The organism is Ferrimonas senticii DSM 18821, assembly GCF_000422665.1.
GTDB classification, from domain to species: Bacteria; Pseudomonadota; Gammaproteobacteria; order Enterobacterales; family Shewanellaceae; genus Ferrimonas; species Ferrimonas senticii.
The window spans coordinates 117800-133551 of record NZ_KE383899.1 but is presented as its reverse complement, the minus strand read 5'-3'; the positions used below and the strand labels follow the sequence as shown (position 1 = coordinate 133551).

The 15752-nt window shown below is 55.5% G+C and carries 16 protein-coding genes; 12 read left to right on the top strand and 4 right to left on the bottom strand.

The features are described from left to right. Positions 1 to 12 precede the first annotated feature (12 nt). The 10 genes from G506_RS19945 to acpS all read left to right on the top strand — a co-directional run bounded on the left by G506_RS19945 (position 13) and on the right by acpS (position 8320). Entirely contained in the window at positions 13 to 570 is a 558-nt protein-coding gene (locus G506_RS19945; protein WP_035387432.1) for a sigma-E factor negative regulatory protein, read from the top strand. Between the two features lie 24 nt (positions 571 to 594). Further along, complete coding sequence (locus G506_RS0115695; protein WP_028117699.1) at positions 595 to 1584, top strand: MucB/RseB C-terminal domain-containing protein; 990 nt, start codon at positions 595 to 597, stop codon at positions 1582 to 1584. Then, entirely contained in the window at positions 1581 to 2027 is a 447-nt protein-coding gene (locus G506_RS19940; protein WP_051202192.1) for a SoxR reducing system RseC family protein, read from the top strand. The genes G506_RS0115695 and G506_RS19940 overlap by 4 nt, the downstream gene beginning before the upstream one ends. Before the next feature lie 182 nt (positions 2028 to 2209). After that, positions 2210 to 4003, top strand: a complete 1794-nt coding sequence (gene lepA / locus G506_RS0115685; protein ID WP_028117698.1) for a translation elongation factor 4 — start codon at positions 2210 to 2212, stop codon at positions 4001 to 4003. A 3-nt stretch (positions 4004 to 4006) separates the two neighbouring features. Next, positions 4007 to 4927, top strand: a complete 921-nt coding sequence (lepB, locus tag G506_RS0115680) for a signal peptidase I (protein ID WP_028117697.1) — start codon at positions 4007 to 4009, stop codon at positions 4925 to 4927. Beyond that, positions 4924 to 5598, top strand: a complete 675-nt coding sequence (rnc, locus tag G506_RS0115675) for a ribonuclease III (RefSeq protein ID WP_028117696.1) — start codon at positions 4924 to 4926, stop codon at positions 5596 to 5598. Before lepB ends, rnc begins: the two co-directional genes overlap by 4 nt. After that, positions 5595 to 6500, top strand: a complete 906-nt coding sequence (era, locus tag G506_RS0115670; protein WP_028117695.1) for a GTPase Era — start codon at positions 5595 to 5597, stop codon at positions 6498 to 6500. The genes rnc and era overlap by 4 nt, the downstream gene beginning before the upstream one ends. Further along, the gene (gene recO, locus G506_RS0115665) at positions 6487 to 7239 is read left to right on the top strand and encodes a DNA repair protein RecO (protein WP_051202191.1); all 753 of its coding nucleotides are present in this window, start codon (positions 6487 to 6489) and stop codon (positions 7237 to 7239) included. Before era ends, recO begins: the two co-directional genes overlap by 14 nt. Next, positions 7217 to 7942 (top strand): pyridoxine 5'-phosphate synthase, encoded by a 726-nt coding sequence (gene pdxJ, locus G506_RS0115660; RefSeq protein ID WP_028117693.1) that lies wholly within the window; start codon positions 7217 to 7219, stop codon positions 7940 to 7942. The genes recO and pdxJ overlap by 23 nt, the downstream gene beginning before the upstream one ends. Then, positions 7943 to 8320 (top strand): holo-ACP synthase, encoded by a 378-nt coding sequence (gene acpS, locus G506_RS0115655; protein ID WP_028117692.1) that lies wholly within the window; start codon positions 7943 to 7945, stop codon positions 8318 to 8320. It begins immediately after the preceding gene. On the opposite strand, the gene G506_RS19935 is transcribed toward acpS, so the two are convergent. From G506_RS19935 to G506_RS0115640, 3 genes are all read right to left on the bottom strand, one after another. Continuing rightward, positions 8290 to 8925: a type 1 glutamine amidotransferase gene (locus tag G506_RS19935; protein WP_051202190.1), complete on the bottom strand. Its 636-nt coding sequence runs from the start codon at positions 8923 to 8925 to the stop codon at positions 8290 to 8292. The two genes, acpS and G506_RS19935, sit on opposite strands and share 31 nt — an antisense overlap. Further along, positions 8925 to 9572, bottom strand: a complete 648-nt coding sequence (locus G506_RS0115645) for a hypothetical protein (RefSeq protein WP_156904923.1) — start codon at positions 9570 to 9572, stop codon at positions 8925 to 8927. Before G506_RS0115645 ends, G506_RS19935 begins: the two co-directional genes overlap by 1 nt. 136 nt (positions 9573 to 9708) lie before the next feature. Next, positions 9709 to 10398 carry a Crp/Fnr family transcriptional regulator gene (locus G506_RS0115640; protein WP_028117690.1) on the bottom strand — a complete coding sequence of 230 codons (690 nt, stop codon included), beginning with the start codon at positions 10396 to 10398 and terminating at the stop codon, positions 9709 to 9711. 192 nt (positions 10399 to 10590) lie between these two features. Here G506_RS0115640 and G506_RS0115635 point away from each other — a divergent pair, with 192 nt between their 5' ends. Both G506_RS0115635 and G506_RS0115630 read left to right on the top strand, forming a co-directional pair. After that, entirely contained in the window at positions 10591 to 11646 is a 1056-nt protein-coding gene (locus tag G506_RS0115635) for an efflux RND transporter periplasmic adaptor subunit (protein WP_028117689.1), read from the top strand. 20 nt (positions 11647 to 11666) lie between these two features. Further along, positions 11667 to 14726, top strand: a complete 3060-nt coding sequence (locus tag G506_RS0115630) for an efflux RND transporter permease subunit (protein ID WP_028117688.1) — start codon at positions 11667 to 11669, stop codon at positions 14724 to 14726. Between the two features lie 152 nt (positions 14727 to 14878). Here the strand turns inward: G506_RS0115630 and nfo are convergent, their stop codons facing one another. Beyond that, the gene (gene nfo, locus G506_RS0115625; RefSeq protein ID WP_028117687.1) at positions 14879 to 15724 is read right to left on the bottom strand and encodes a deoxyribonuclease IV; all 846 of its coding nucleotides are present in this window, start codon (positions 15722 to 15724) and stop codon (positions 14879 to 14881) included. Positions 15725 to 15752: the final 28 nt, after the last annotated feature.

The following is a 15752-nucleotide window of genomic DNA, read 5'->3' as shown; positions in this document are numbered from 1 at the left end:
GGAACGACCTTTATGGTAACTGACAACAAAGCGCAACTATCGGCGTTTATCGACGGCCACGGTCAGCACGATGATATCGATGCGATCATGGCGGACGAGCAGCTGCAGCAGCGTTGGCAAAACTATCATCTGATTGGCGATGCCATGCGTGGTGATCTGCCTAATCAGCTGAATTTTGACATCGCCGCAGGCGTTGCTGCTGCACTGGCGGATGAGCCAACCGTACTGGCGCCAAAGCCAAGCAAGCGCCGTTTTGCGATGCCCGCTAAAGTGGTGCAGCTGGGTAAACAGTTTGGCCAGTACGCGATTGCTGCGGGCGTGGCGGCGGTGGCCGTGGTCGGCGTTCAGCAATATGGCGCAGAAGACATTGATAGCCCGATGCCGGTGCTGCAAACCCGAGCGATGTTAGGCGCGCCAACCCCGGCCAGCTACCAAGTGCCGGGCATGGGGCAGCCACAGCCCGAGATGAGCGCGGAACAAGAAGCGTTAGAGCAGCAAAAGCGTGCTAATGCGTTCCTGCGTGATCACCTGTTGCAGCAACGACTAAATGGTATTGTGGTCGCTAACTAAGCGGCCCCTTAATAGGGTTCTCCTTTGCAAAGACTGTTATTGGCACTCGCGCTGATCTGCTCCTCAGTGATCAGCGTTGCCGCTGAGACCCCAGTGGTTTCACAGCCGAAAACCTTGCCAAGCTCCGCTGGCAACGACGAATCCAAGCTGTGGTTGGCGCGTATGCAAGAGGCGCTTAATTCCAGCAACTTCCAGATCTCCTACATCCACATGCAGCTGGATCAGATCCGTGCCTTTCGTTACCAACACGGGCTGATCGATGGTGAGCAGGTGGCGTTTTTAGAACATCTTAATGGCCCACTGAAAAGCTCGGCGCGGGTCGGCAATAAGGTGATCTACCTTGAGCAAGACACCAAACCTTACAGTGTCACCAGCGATCGCATCCCTGGCATTATGCCCGGCGCCTTTGCTGGTGGATTGCTGGAGCTTGATGGCCACTACCGCTTTGTGCTCGGCGGCCGTAATCGGATTGCCGGTCACAGCGCCCAGCTGATCCGCATCGTTGCTGCCGATCAATATCGCTATCAGTACCGGGTGTGGATGGATGCCGAAACCGCGATTCCACTGCGAATTGACCTGCTCGATACCGATAACAACCTGCTGGAACAGTTGCTGGTGATTGAACACCATCGCTTCAATGACGCCAGTCCGCTGCTGCACGAGCTGCGAGCTCAGCAATGGCCAGCGGTAGTCACCGCGCCGGAGTCGCCGCAAACGCATCCGTGGCGTTTTGGCTGGTTGCCATCAGGGTTTGAAGTACGTCATTACGATCAGCATTTGCTGATCGGTTTGAATGAGCCGGTGGAATATCTGGCGGTGTCTGACGGTCTTAATGACTTCTCGGTATACATTGGTCGGGTTGGTCAAGTGCAACTGCCGACCAATATCAGCAGCGGCAATGGCTTGTCGCTGGCTTCCGCCCGCCACGGCGAATTTGAAGTGGTTGCGGTTGGCCGAATGCCGGTGGAGAGCCTGCAAAACGTGGCTGAAAATCTTTATCCCGCCACCCAATGATTGAAGCCATTGCCACCGTCGAAGCTTGCGATGGTCACCAAGTGACCATCAGTTGGGTTAGCCAAAGTGCCTGCGGTCATTGCGAACAAAGCGATGATTGCGGCACCGGCGTGGTCGCCAAAGCGTTTGCCCCCAAACAAAATCGACTGACCTTACCCTGTGAGCAGACCTATGCGGTTGGTACCCAGCTGCGGGTTGGGATCACCGAACAAACTCTGCTGGCGGTATCGGCGATGGTTTACCTGTTGCCATTGCTTAGCGCCATCTTGCTGGCGCTGTTGGCGCATACCCTGATTGCGCTGGAACCTACTACCATCACCGCCTTTGTTGTTGGCGGATTCGGTGGCTGGCGGATGGCCAAATACTGGTCGGCCAAGCAGGCCAAACCGCTGCAGATTTTGGGGCAGTTGGGGGCCGCGGTGCCCTGCAACGGTAGTCACTGAGATCCCCTTGGTTATCGCTGTGGCAGCAATAGCCCAGCGGCCAAAAATCCGCTAGAATCGCTCCCCTTGTAGGCGTCTGAAAGTAGGCGCGTCAGTCACAGCAAATAGCTACGCTGCCAATGGCAACCTAACTATTTGTTGTGATTCTTAATTTGACCTTTTTTGAGTGAAGTAACGGCCAAATGAAGCACATTCGCAATTTCTCGATTATTGCTCACATCGACCACGGTAAGTCGACTCTGTCCGACCGTCTGATCCAACACTGTGGCGGCCTGACCGAACGTGAAATGGCGGCTCAGGTACTGGATTCAATGGATCTGGAGCGTGAGCGCGGCATTACCATTAAAGCCCAGAGTGTGACTCTGGACTACACCGCCAAAGATGGCGAAACCTATCAATTGAACTTCATTGATACCCCAGGACACGTGGACTTCAGCTACGAAGTATCCCGCTCTCTGGCGTCCTGTGAAGGCGCGCTGCTGGTGGTAGATGCCGGTCAAGGCGTAGAAGCGCAGACTCTGGCGAACTGCTACACCGCCATCGACATGGATTTGGAAGTTCTGCCAATCCTGAACAAGATCGATTTGCCACAGGCGGATCCGGATCGCGTAGCGCAAGAGATTGAAGATATCGTTGGTCTGGATGCGATGGACGCGGTGCGCTGCTCCGCGAAAACCGGCATCGGCATCGAAGACGTACTGGAGTGCATTGTCACCAGCATTCCGGCGCCAGAAGGTGATCCTGCGGCGCCGCTGCAAGCGTCGATCATTGACTCTTGGTTCGATAACTACCTGGGCGTAGTGTCTTTGGTGCGCGTGAAAAACGGCAAACTGAAGAAAGGCGACAAGGTTAAAGTGATGAGCACCGGCCAGACTTGGGGTGTGGATCGCTTGGGTATTTTTACCCCGAAGCAGAAGGACACCACCGAACTGAACTGCGGTGAAGTGGGCTGGGTTGTGATGGGCATCAAAGAGATCCACGGTGCGCCAGTGGGCGATACCCTGACTCACGCCAAAGGCGGCGCCGAGCAGCCACTGCCAGGCTTTAAGAAAGTGAAGCCACAGGTTTACGCCGGTCTGTTCCCGATCTCCTCGGACGATTACGAAGATTTCCGTGATGCGTTGGCGAAACTGTCGCTGAACGACGCGTCGCTGTTCTACGAGCCAGAAACCTCGGCGGCATTGGGCTTCGGCTTCCGCTGTGGCTTCTTGGGCATGCTGCACATGGAGATCATCCAAGAGCGTCTGGAGCGTGAATACAACCTCGAGCTGATCACCACCGCGCCAACGGTAATCTATAAAGTGACCAAGACCGACGGCGAAGAGGTACTGGTGGATAACCCATCGGGCCTGCCGGCGATCAACAACATCGAAAAGATTGCTGAGCCGATCGTGGAAGCCAACATTCTGGTACCACAAGAATACCTGGGTAACGTAATTACCCTGTGTATCGAAAAGCGTGGCGTCCAGAAAGACATGACCTACCACGGCAACCAAGTAGCGGTGAAGTACGAATTGCCAATGGCGGAAGTGGTACTGGATTTCTTCGATCGCCTGAAGTCCACCTCCCGTGGTTACGCGTCGCTGGATTACAACTTTATCCGCTTCCAAGAAGAGAAGATGGTGCGAGTTGATGTACTGATCAACGGCGACCGTGTCGATGCGCTGGCGATGATCACTCACGCTGATAACGCTCAGTACCGTGGCCGTCAGCTGGTGGAGAAGATGCGCGAGCTGATCCCACGTCAGATGTTCGATATCGCCATTCAGGCCGCCATCGGCAACCACGTAATCGCCCGTTCTACCGTAAAAGCGCTGCGTAAAGACGTAACCGCGAAATGTTACGGCGGTGACGTTTCTCGTAAGAAGAAACTGCTGCAGAAACAGAAAGAAGGTAAGAAACGCATGAAACAAGTGGGCAACGTTGAGGTCCCACAAGAAGCGTTCCTTGCGATTCTGAAAGTCGGAGAAAGTTAATTTATGGCGACACTGTTTTCACACATCCTGGTGATCCTGACCCTCGCGGCTGGGCTCATCTGGGCGTTTGATCACTTTGTGCTGCTGCCTAAGCGTAAGGCGTCACTGGCGTTGGCGGAAGCCAATGCTGGGGCGCCGTTGGATGCTGACGCTCGTCATAACATCCTGCGCGAAGGTGCCATTGCCGAGAACGCCCATGGGGTGTTCCCGGTACTGGCGGCGGTACTGATCTTCCGCTCATTTATGTTTGAACCGTTTCAAATTCCATCCGGTTCGATGATGCCAACGCTGTTGGTTGGCGACTTTATCCTGGTGGAAAAGTACGCCTATGGCATCAAAGATCCGGTGTGGCGCAGCACCCTGATTGAAACCGGTAAGCCTGAGCGTGGCGATGTCGCGGTATTTAAATACCCGCAAGATGAGCGCATCGATTACATCAAGCGAGTGGTTGGCCTGCCGGGCGATCGCATCGTTTATCGTAATAAGCAACTGTACATTCAGCCTAAATGCGAAACTGGCATGAACCCATGCCCAGAGCTCAAAGCGCTGAACGTGGCTGGTGTTAACCAAGGCGAATACCGCAGCGGCACCATTCCGCTGGAGCGCTACCGCGAAGTGCTGGGTGAGGTGACGCACGATCTGCTGATCAACCCAGCCCGTGGTGAACCGACCGCTTATTATTTCCAACAGCAGGGCAACCGCATCGGCGAGTGGATCGTGCCCGAAGGCCATTACTTTATGATGGGCGACAACCGCGATAACTCTACCGACAGCCGTTTTTGGGGCTTCGTTAGCGAAGACCAGTTGGTTGGTCGTGCCAGCGTGATCTGGATGTCATTTGTGTTTGATCGCAGTGAAGCCGACTTGCTGCCAACCTGGATTCCATCCGGCGTGCGCTTTGAGCGCATCGGAGGCATTGAGTGATCGACAAGTTATCCCGCCTGCAAAGTGCGCTGCAGTATCGTTTTAACGACGTGGCGCGCCTGCAACTGGCGTTGACCCATCGCAGCGCCGCCGGCAACCACAACGAACGCTTAGAGTACCTCGGTGACGCGGTGCTCGGTTTTGTGATTGCCGACGAACTGTTTAACCGCTTCCCGAAAGTCGCCGAAGGCGACATGACTCGGATGCGCGCGTCTTTGGTTAAGGGCGTGACCTTGGCAGAGATCGGCCGCGAGCTGAATCTGTCGGAAGTGGTTAAGCTCGGCCCTGGCGAGTTGAAATCCGGCGGTTTTCGTCGCGAATCAATTCTGGCCGACGCGGTGGAAGCGATCTTTGGTGCCGTTTACCTCGATGGTGGCACCGAAGCGGCGCGCACTCTGATTTTGCGTCTGTACCAAACTCGATTGAACACCATCGTTCCCGGCCAGCGCCAAAAAGACCCGAAAACCAGCCTGCAGGAGTATCTGCAGGGGCGTCGTAAGCCGTTGCCGGTGTACGATGTGTTGGACATCACCGGTGATGCCCACGACCAAACCTTTACCGTAAGCTGCCAAGTGGAGGGCCTAACTGACGCTATCGTTGGTAAGGGCGCTTCCCGCCGCAAGGCCGAGCAGGATGCTGCAGCCAAAACTCTGGAGCTGTTACAAGCATGACCGATACCACCTATTGTGGCTTTGTTGCCATCGTTGGCCGTCCCAACGTTGGCAAATCCACCCTGCTCAACTTGATTCTTGGCCAGAAGGTGTCGATCACCTCCCGTAAGCCGCAGACTACCCGTCATCGGATCATGGGCATTCACACCGAAGGCGCTTACCAAACCATCTTTGTGGATACCCCAGGGCTTCACAAAGAGGAAAAACGCGCCATCAACCGCCTGATGAACCGCGCTGCGGCGTCATCGATTGGTGACGTTGAGATGGTGGTGATGGTGGTTGAAGGCACCAAATGGACCGAAGACGACCAGATGGTGCTGAACAAGATCAAGCGCGGCGCCGGCGAACGCAAAACCGTGCTGGTGGTCAACAAGGTTGATCAGGTTAAAGAGAAAGCCGATCTGATGCCGCACCTGCAGTGGCTGCAGGAGCAGTTCCCGTTCGATGCGATCATCCCTATGTCGGCCGGTAAGGGCGGTAGCCCAGAGCCGCTGATCAAGATGGCGCAGCCGCTGCTGCCTGAGTGCATCCACTACTTCCCTGAAGAGTACGTGACCGATCGCTCCCAGCGCTTTATGGCGGCGGAGATCTTGCGTGAAAAGCTGATCCGTTTCTTGGGCGACGAATTGCCGTATTCGCTGAACGTTGAGATCGAACAGTTTGGTGTTGATGAGAAGGGCACCTTCCACATCAATGCACTGATTCTGGTCGAGCGCTCCGGTCAGAAGAAGATGGTGATCGGCAACAAAGGCGAGAAGATCAAAACCATCGGCCGCGAAGCCCGTAAAGATATGGAAGAGCTGTTTGACACCAAGGTCTACTTAGAGACTTGGGTTAAGGTGAAATCCGGTTGGGCCGACGACGAGCGCGCCCTGCGCAGCTTGGGCTATGGCGACGACTAAGACTTTGTCTAAGTACCAGCCAGCGCCGCTGGTTCGAGCCTACCTGCTGCACTCTCGGCCCTACCGAGAGAGCAGCTTGTTACTCGACTTGCTGACTGAACAACACGGCCGCATTGCGGCCGTGGTTCGTATTGGCGGTAAAGCGGGCACCGCTAAGCGGGCGCAGCTACAACCATTTCGACCGTTGTTGGTCGGCTTATCCGGCCATTCCACCCTGCGCACGCTGGCGCAGCTGGAAGCACCGACGATGCCGCTGCCTCTGTCGGGGACCGCACTCTACAGCGGCCTGTACGTCAATGAACTGTGCCAACGGCTGCTGCCGGAGTGGCAAACCGACGAAGCGCTGTTTGAGCAGTATCAGCAGTGTTTGATGGGGCTTGCGGCAGAGATCAACGTCGAAGCCAATTTACGCTATCTGGAGCTGGCGCTGCTGCAACACCTTGGTCAGTTGCCGCCACTGGTTTACGATGCCGATTCCGAACCGCTGCAGCCAAGTTGCCACTATCGCTGGCGCACCGGCCAGGGCTTCATCGCCACCGCCCAACCCAGCGTTGATGCCGTATCTGGCGCAATGCTGCTGGCGTGGCGGGATCAACAACTGGCCGACATTGAACATCTGCGTCAAGGCAAACGCTTAGTGCGGGAGCTGTTAAAGCCGCTGCTGGGCAGCAAACCTTTGCATAGCCGGACGCTATTTTTACGACAACGAGGGACCGATGAGCATACTTCTGGGCGTTAATATCGATCACATTGCCACCCTGCGTAACGCACGGGGCACCGACTATCCGGATCCGGTTTATGCCGCTGCGGTGGCCGAGATGGCCGGCGCTGATGGCATCACCATTCATCTACGAGAAGATCGTCGCCATATCACCGATCGCGACGTTGAACTGCTGGCGCAAACCATCAAAACCCGAATGAATCTGGAGATGGCGGTAACCGATGAGATGCTCGCCATCGCCGAGCGAATCAAGCCGGAATACGTTTGCCTAGTGCCGGAGAAACGGCAGGAAGTTACCACCGAAGGTGGCTTAGATGTGGTTGGTCAGCAGGGCAAAATCGAAGACGCTTGCAGTCGTTTGCGCGCCGCGGGGATCAAGGTATCGCTGTTTATCGATGCCGACATCGCCCAGATTGACGCTGCTGCCGCGGTTGGGGCGCCGGTGATTGAGATCCACACCGGCGCTTACGCCGATAGCCACGGCAGCAGTCAACAAGCCGAGCTTGAGCGAATTAAAAAGGGCGCCGAGCACGCCGCCAGTCTTGGTTTGGTGGTTAATGCCGGTCACGGTCTGCACTATCACAACGTCCAACCGATTGCCGCTATCCCACAATTTTTCGAGCTGAATATCGGCCACAGTATTATTGCTCGGGCGGCCTTTGAGGGCTTGGAAACCGCGGTTAAGACCATGAAACAGCTGATGTTAGAGGCGCGCCGCTAAATGGCGATTAAAGGCTTAGGCACTGACATTGTTGAGATCGAACGGATTGCCACCCGGTTCGATAAGCTCGGTGACAAGTTGGCGGCGCGGATCTTAACTGAGTCGGAGCTTCGCGAGCTTGGCCACAGCAGCGATCCAGCAAGGTTTCTCGCCAAGCGCTTCGCCATCAAAGAGGCGGCCGCCAAAGCCCTTGGCACCGGCATCGGCCGCGGGGTGTCGTTTCAGCATATCAGCCTTAGTCACAATGAGTGGGGCGCACCGCTACTGCAATTGCGTGGCGGTGCTGCCGAACGTATGGCGCAACTTGGCGCGACAAGCACTCATGTGTCACTGTCTGACGAGCGTCGTTATGTTGTGGCAACGGTGATTGTGGAGTGAGCCGCAAGGTGTTGATCTAACAATTGCACCAACAATCCGTGGGCTGGTTGGTGATTGAATTCCCGCTGCAGGCGTTGACCAATCAATTGTTGATACATGTTGCTGTCCCACTCTAGATGACACTGCAGTGCCAGTACCTGTTGGCAGCGGTAGATCTGTTGCTGGCACAGTGGGGTCGACCCAAGTAGGGTGGCGTGATTGGGTAGCTCAAACCGGTAGTGATGCGCTTGCAGCACCTCGATGCAGTCGCCACTGCTTAAGGTGAGTGGCTGAATGCCAAACTCAGGCGACATGAGCGGTAGCACTCTAGCTCCAAGCAGGTGCGATAGCAATTGTGCCCCTAAACAGATCCCAATCAATGGCAGTTTGGCTGCCAGCGCCTGTGCCAGCCAATCCAGCTCCTGCTGTAGCCATGGCAATTCACTGCGTTGGTGCAGATCATATTCGCCACCAAGCACTATTACCGCATCGACCGCCGTTAGCCTTGGCCATTGGGACAACTGTGGGGTCAGTAGTGGCAGCAATTGATAACCGCGACTGGTTGCCCACGCTTGAATGTGACCAGCATGTTCCTCATGATGATGTTGCAGCAGCGCAATTATCATCAGCGTGCCTGAAAGTCTTGGGTTTCCAGATAGAGCGAATACAGCGGCATCCCCTGCCACAGTGAGTGGTCGCTCAGAGGTTGGCCGTTGCCAAGTCGCAGTTGTGGCGTGGGGGCATTGTGGGTGTTCTTTGCGCCGATTGCGCTAATCGGACTGTCGACCAGTATCAGTTGGTCAAAACTCGGTATCGCGGCGATCCGATGTGCCAGCAAGGTTTGCGGGCCAAGGTCGATGGCGTAGTAGTTGCCATTGTCTTGTTCGCTGAGTGGTTGATTCAGCAATATCTTAGTGACGTTAACCGTAACCTGTTCGAGCTCGGTGCGGCCACCGCGTTCAAAATGGCCAGCCACCACCTCAGTAGTGAACTCGGTCAGTGAACCGTGCATGAGTTGGTGCAGATCAAATCGCTCTGGCTTTAAGGTGATCAGTGGATATTCGCTTAACAGCGCCAACGCTTTGGCGTGATGCTGCGGTGATAGTTGCAGGGTGAACAGCAGCTGGTGGCTGTGGATTGAGCCATGCAGCGGCATATGGCTGGCAATCAAACCTTGCTGACTGTTTATCAGAACCATGCCATGAACCCCAACGGCACTCGCCCAACTGTGGCCACTAAGCAGTAGCATTATTCCGAATAATCCGAATTTCATCCCCAATCCTTGGCGTATGTAATGTTGTTGGCACTAATGTCGGCAATCGACGGCCAGTTGACAACCAATACTGGCTGATTTCGGCTAGTGTGATTTGTACATAAATATCTACAATTGGTGATTTTTTATTCTGTCGTTACTGCGGTATGTGTTGACCTAACAGCAGTAGCGGGTTGTGGCTGGAGAGATCACTGTGGCGCAATATTTCATTAAAAGGCGCCAGCCGTTTCAGGGTAATTAAGCTGTGCTGGCTGTCGATGGCACCGGCGGCGACCAGTGCTCGACAGGTCTCATTAACTCGCTGGCGGGCAATGCCAGTCAGTTCACTCAACCGTTTTTGCGACAGTGGGACCTGATAACGAGGGAAGTGACGTCCTAACTCAAGTAGCAGATAAGCGACTTGCTCTTGGGCGCTAAAACAACCAATCAGCTGCGCCTGCATCCAACGGGCTTGGATGCTTTGGCTAATGCCGTGCAGCAGTTTGTAATGTTCTAACTGTTGTTGCTTTAGCTTGTCTAACTTATCGGCGCTAAAACTCATTAGCTGGCAATCGGTTAACGGTTCAACGTGAATGGACAGGGCCATCGGACCACTGTAGGTGGTCAGCCATTCCCCCTCGCCGCGGATCATGGTGATCACGCTGCGACCGCATAAGGTATACACCCTTAACGCCACTAAGCCGCGATGGATGTAGTACAGGGTGCCATCACCGGGCAGATCGCCATTTTTAGGGAAAGCGCGCGATTGCTGTCCCACTGCCAGCAACTGTTGCTGATAGGCGCTGCTAAGGGCAATGGGCCAGTGGATCTGCTGGTGATTAATCATGATCGACAAACGCCAAAGAAAAGATTCAGCAACGATGTTAACAGATTGTCCGATTGCGGACACCTTGGCTTGGCTCGGCTGATTATGATGCGACTATTACTAATGCCATTCGCATATTTTTCGCGCTAAGGTGGTCATCCTTAGTGCATTGATAACGATTTCAACCAGATAGCCCAATTAAAGAGAGCTGCCATGAAACGATCTTTACTTCTAAGCGCGGTAACGCTGGCCACACTGCTTAGCGGCTGTACCGCCGAGCAGGTTGCTGCACCAGAGCAAGCCAAACCTCGGCCGGTGAAACTGCTGACGGTGGCAGCCAGCGGCCAGCAGTTGGCGCAAAGTTACCCGGCAACGGTATCGGCGGCGGAATCGGCGGCGCTGACCTTCCAGATCGGCGGCATCATTGATGAACTGTTGGTGAAAGAGGGCCAGCAAGTGCAACAGGGCCAGGTAATTGCGCGATTAAACTCTGAAGATCTCGACAGCGCACTGATCTCCGCCGAAGCGCAGTACCGCAATGCCCAAAGCAACTTCGACCGCGGTCAGAAGTTGGCCGTAAGCGGCACTATCTCAGCCAGTCAGATGGATGAGCTGAGCTCCAATCGTAATGTGACGCTGGCAAATTACCAAAAGGCGCAAAAAGCGGTGAAAGACGCGGTGCTGGTGGCGCCGTTTTCTGGGGTGATCGCCAACCTGCCGGTCGAACGACTAGACAACATCAATGCCGGTGAGCTGGTGGCCTCGGTACTGGCGACCGATCTGATGAAGGTCACCATCAACGTACCTGCGGCCACCATCGCCGGGGCCAAAAACGATCGTCAGTGGCGCAGCTATCTGGTGCTGTCGAGCTTGCCGCAGGTGCAGTTCCCGGCGCAGTTTAATTCGGCGCAGTTGGAGGCCGATCCCATCTCGCAAACCTACGCGGTGCACTTCTATATCCAAGTCGGCGAGCAGCATCTGGTGTTGCCGGGCATGAACGGCAAACTGTTTGTCGAGCGAACCGTGGCTGATGTGGCGCCGAACCGTTTTACCCTGCCGCTCACCGCTATCCTCAGTGACGGCCAAAACCAGTACGTGTGGGTGTTTGATGCCAGCAGCCAAACTCTCAGTAAGCGGGTGGTTACCTTGGCCGCTGACAGCGCCGAGATGGCAACCGTGATTAGCGGCTTGCAAGCCGGCGAGCAAGTGGTCGCGGCCGGTGGCAGCTTCTTAGCCGAAGGGTTGGCCGTTCGTCCTTGGCAGCGTTAGGCAGAGGCTTGGATAACTCGATGAACTTTGCAGAATTTACTATTCGCAACAAAGTCTTAAGTGTGATCGTCATCGCCTTGTCGATCATCCTAGGCTGGCAGGCGTACCAAACCATGCCGCGGTTGGAGGATCCCGACTTTGTGATCCGTCAGGCGCAGGTGATTACCTACTACCCTGGTGCCACTCCACGAGAGGTGGCCGATGAGGTTTCCGAAACCCTAGAGATCGCCATTCGCCAACTGCAAGAGGTGGAGACGGTGGAATCGATCTCCTCCTTTGGTAAGTCGGAGATCACCGTCGAGATTAAGTACCAGTTCTCCAAGAGTAAGGCGGAGCTATCCACCGTTTGGAGCAAACTGCGTAACAAGATCAGTGACAGCGAAACCAAGCTGCCGCCGGGGGCATCGGCACCGATTGTGGTCGATGACTTCGGTGACGTGTATGGCATGTACTACCTGATCAGCGGTGACGGTTTCAGTAACGCCGAGCTGCAGGATTACGCTGAAGAGCTCAAAGGAGAAATTGAGCAGATCGACAATGTTGCCAAGGTGGCGTTGCTGGGCGAGCAAGCCGAGCAGATCTTTGTTGAGCTAAATCGCGAGGCCAGCACAGCACTGGGGATCTCCATTGATGCCATCGCCAACCGCTTGGCACTGCAAAATCAGGTGGTGAATGCCGGTAATGTGCAGGTCGGCCAGCAGCGTTTGATTCTGGCACCAACCGGCGCGGTGGACTCAATTGCCGCACTGGAAAATACCCTGATCTCCGACAGCGTTGATGGCCGTGCTATCTATCTGCGCGATATCGCCACCGTAACCCGAGGGGTGCAAACGCCGGCGTCACGAGTGATCCGCTTTAATCAGCAGGATGCGATCGCGCTAGGGGTGTCCAATGTCACCGGCTCCAACGTGGTGGCGGTGGGTGAAGCGCTGGACGCCTATCTGCTGGAATCGGAAAGTCGTCGTCCCTATGGCATCAACGTTGAACGCTTCTACCATCAGGGCGCTGAAGTGGCCGCTTCGGTAGAGAACTTCGTTGCCAACGTGTTTGCCGCGCTGGCGATTGTGGTGATCACCCTGCTGCTGTTTATGGGGGTTAAGTCGGCGCTGGTGATTGGCGCGATTTTGCTGCTAACCATTGCGGCGACACTGGCGACCATGAACCTGATTGGCATTCCGATGCATCGGATCTCGCTGGGGGCGTTGATCATTGCCCTAGGGATGATGGTCGATAACGCCATCGTGGTGACCGAGGGGATCTTGGTTGGCATTCAACGTGGTCGCGGCAAGCTTGAGATCGCCAAAGAGGTAGTCAGCCAAACCCAGTGGCCATTGCTGGGCGGTACCATCGTTGGCTGTTTGGCGTTTGCGCCGATCGGCTTTGCCCCTGGCAGCACCGCCGAATACACCGGCCATCTGTTCTGGGTGATCCTGATCTCGCTGCTGTTTAGCTGGTTGTTCGCGGTTACCCTAACGCCGCTGTTCTGTTATCTGCTGTTTAAAGCCAACGGCGATGCCGCTGCAGAGCCGGCCAAAGTTGGTCGGGTGGTGGCTGGTTATCAATCGTTGGTGCGGATCGCCGTACGTTTTCGCTGGCTAACCTTAACCGCGATTGTAGCGCTATTTATCACCTCGTTGTGGGGCGCTCAGTTTATGAAGCCGGGGTTCTTCCCAACTTCCACTTCACCGCAGATGGTGGTCGACTATTGGTTGCCAGAGGGCACCGATATCGAGCGCACTGGCGCCGATATTCGCCAGATTGAAGCCTTTATTGCCAAGCAAGAGGGGGTGCAAAGTGTGCTTTCCAGCACCGGCTCTGGTGGCATTCGCTACATGCTGATCTACTCGCCACAATCGCCCAATGGCGCTTACGGTCAATTGCTGGTGCGGTTGGACGATTACCGCCAGATTGACGCCTTAAAGCGCAAAGTGGAAAGCTACCTCGGTGAGCAGTTCCCGGATGCGCAAACTAAGGTTTGGCGGTTTGTGCTTGGTCCCGGTGGCGGTTCGGATATCGAGGTTACCTTCCGTGGCCCAGATCCGCAGGTACTACGAGATCTCGCCGGTCAAGCCAATGCGATTATGTATGCCGATGGCCGTGGGGTAGAGATCAAAGATAACTGGCGTAATCCAGTGCCGGTGCTGGTGCCGCAGGTGGATGAGCTCAGCGCTCAGCGTGCTGGGGTGACTCGTCAAGATATCGCCCGGGCGCTGCAAACCAACTTTAATGGCCGCCAAATTGGCGTCTACCGCGAGCAGGATCAGCTGATCCCAATCGTGCTGCGGGCGCCAGAGTCGGAGCGGCAGGGGCTGCAAGATATCGACAATATCGCGGTGGTTTCCAGCGACACCGGCAATGTGGTGCCGTTGGGCAGCGTAGTAACCGGGGTAGATACCCAGTGGCAAGATGGCCAGTTGCGCCGAGAAAACCGCGTTTGGACCATCAAAGCGCAGGTCAGTACCGATGGCAGCGAACTGGAATCACAACTGCGTGGCCGCATTACCGATCAGATTGAGGCGATTGCACTGCCGGACGGTTATACCATGGAGTGGGAGGGGATCTTTGGTGATTCCACCGAATCGAATGAAGATCTGGCTTCCACCATTCCGGCTGGTTTGGCGGCGATGGTGATTGTGGTGCTGCTGCTGTTTAACGCGGTACGTCAGCCGCTGGTGATCTGGCTGGTGGTGCCACTGGCGCTGATCGGCGTGGTGTTTGGCTTGGTGCTAACCCAGACCCCATTGGAGTTTATGGGGATCTTGGGACTGCTGTCGCTGTCGGGACTGCTGATCAAGAACGCCATCGTTTTGGTCGAGCAGATAGACCTCGATATTGCCACCAATATGCCGCGGATGGATGCCTTGGTGCAGGCGTCGGCCAGCCGTTTGCGGCCAGTGATGATGGGCGCCATCACCACCGTACTGGGAGTGATCCCGCTGTTCTACGACGCTTTCTTTAAGTCGATGTCAGTGGTGATGGTATTTGGTTTAAGCTTCGCCACCCTATTGACCTTGGTGATTGTGCCAGCGCTGTACGCGGTGTTCTTCAACATCAAAAACGACGAAGTAGCCGGTCAGTAACCGCGGCGTGAGCTGTTGCATGACGCCGATAATCAAAGCCCTCGCATTGCGAGGGCTTTGTGTTTCGGCGGCTACCAGTAACAATTAACTGCTAACTGCTAACTGCTAACTGCTAACTGCTAACTGCTAACTGCAACCTAATTGCTGCTGTGCTAGGCGGTTTGCAATCCACGCAGCCAGTTGATCTCTTCCTGCCACAGGGTTTCGTCGATGGTTTCCAGCACCAGTGGAATGCTTTCGGTGGCCGGATGGTTCATCAAGAATTGGAATAGTTCGGTGCCTAGCTCGCCTTGATGGAGGCTATGGTGGCGGTCAACGCGACTGCCAAGGGCTGATTTGCTGCCGTTAAGGTGCATCGCTTTGAGGTTATGCAGGCCAACGATGGCATCAAATTCGGCGAAGGTCGCTTCACAGGCGGCGATGCTGGACAGATCGTAACCGGCGGCAAAGGTGTGACAGGTATCTAAGCAGACACCGACACGGCTTTTATCGTCAACTTGGTCGATGATGGTTGCCAGTTGTTCGAAGCGGTGGCCAAGGTTACTACCTTGACCGGCGGTGTTTTCAATTACCGCGGTAACACCGCTGCTGGCATCCAGCGCCAAGTTTATCGATTCGGCGATACGCGCCAGACAGTCGGCTTCGCTAATCTGTTTTAAGTGGCTCCCCGGATGGAAGTTCAGCAGGGTTAACCCCAGTTGCTGACAGCGCTGCATCTCATCGATAAAGGCATCGCGGGAACGGGCAAGCGCCTCGGCTTCAGGATGGCCGAGGTTAATCAAGTAGCTGTCGTGGGGCAGGATCTGCTCCGGGCGGTAACCAAAGCGCTGACAGTTGGCTTTAAAATTACTGATATCACGGCTGGTCAGTGGCTTTGCCTGCCAGCGGCGCTGGTTTTTGGTAAACAGGGCAAAGGCGTTGGCGCCAATCTTATGGGCGTTGATGGGGGCGTTTTCGACGCCACCGGCGGCGCTAACGTGGGCTCCGATAAATCGCATGGGCACTCCTAAAATAACCTTGGCACTA

Excerpts from the sequence above, each read along its gene's own strand:
- G506_RS19945 (WP_035387432.1), top strand. The coding sequence starts at position 13 with ATGGTAACTGACAACAAAGCGCAACTATCGGCGTTTATCGACGGCCAC.
- G506_RS19940 (WP_051202192.1), top strand. The coding sequence starts at position 1,581 with ATGATTGAAGCCATTGCCACCGTCGAAGCTTGCGATGGTCACCAAGTG.
- lepA (WP_028117698.1), top strand. The coding sequence starts at position 2,210 with ATGAAGCACATTCGCAATTTCTCGATTATTGCTCACATCGACCACGGT.
- lepB (WP_028117697.1), top strand. The coding sequence starts at position 4,007 with ATGGCGACACTGTTTTCACACATCCTGGTGATCCTGACCCTCGCGGCT.
- era (WP_028117695.1), top strand. The coding sequence starts at position 5,595 with ATGACCGATACCACCTATTGTGGCTTTGTTGCCATCGTTGGCCGTCCC.
- recO (WP_051202191.1), top strand. The coding sequence starts at position 6,487 with ATGGCGACGACTAAGACTTTGTCTAAGTACCAGCCAGCGCCGCTGGTT.
- pdxJ (WP_028117693.1), top strand. The coding sequence starts at position 7,217 with ATGAGCATACTTCTGGGCGTTAATATCGATCACATTGCCACCCTGCGT.
- acpS (WP_028117692.1), top strand. The coding sequence starts at position 7,943 with ATGGCGATTAAAGGCTTAGGCACTGACATTGTTGAGATCGAACGGATT.
- G506_RS19935 (WP_051202190.1), bottom strand. The coding sequence starts at position 8,925 with ATGATAATTGCGCTGCTGCAACATCATCATGAGGAACATGCTGGTCAC.
- G506_RS0115645 (WP_156904923.1), bottom strand. The coding sequence starts at position 9,572 with ATGAAATTCGGATTATTCGGAATAATGCTACTGCTTAGTGGCCACAGT.
- G506_RS0115640 (WP_028117690.1), bottom strand. The coding sequence starts at position 10,398 with ATGATTAATCACCAGCAGATCCACTGGCCCATTGCCCTTAGCAGCGCC.
- G506_RS0115635 (WP_028117689.1), top strand. The coding sequence starts at position 10,591 with ATGAAACGATCTTTACTTCTAAGCGCGGTAACGCTGGCCACACTGCTT.
- G506_RS0115630 (WP_028117688.1), top strand. The coding sequence starts at position 11,667 with ATGAACTTTGCAGAATTTACTATTCGCAACAAAGTCTTAAGTGTGATC.
- nfo (WP_028117687.1), bottom strand. The coding sequence starts at position 15,724 with ATGCGATTTATCGGAGCCCACGTTAGCGCCGCCGGTGGCGTCGAAAAC.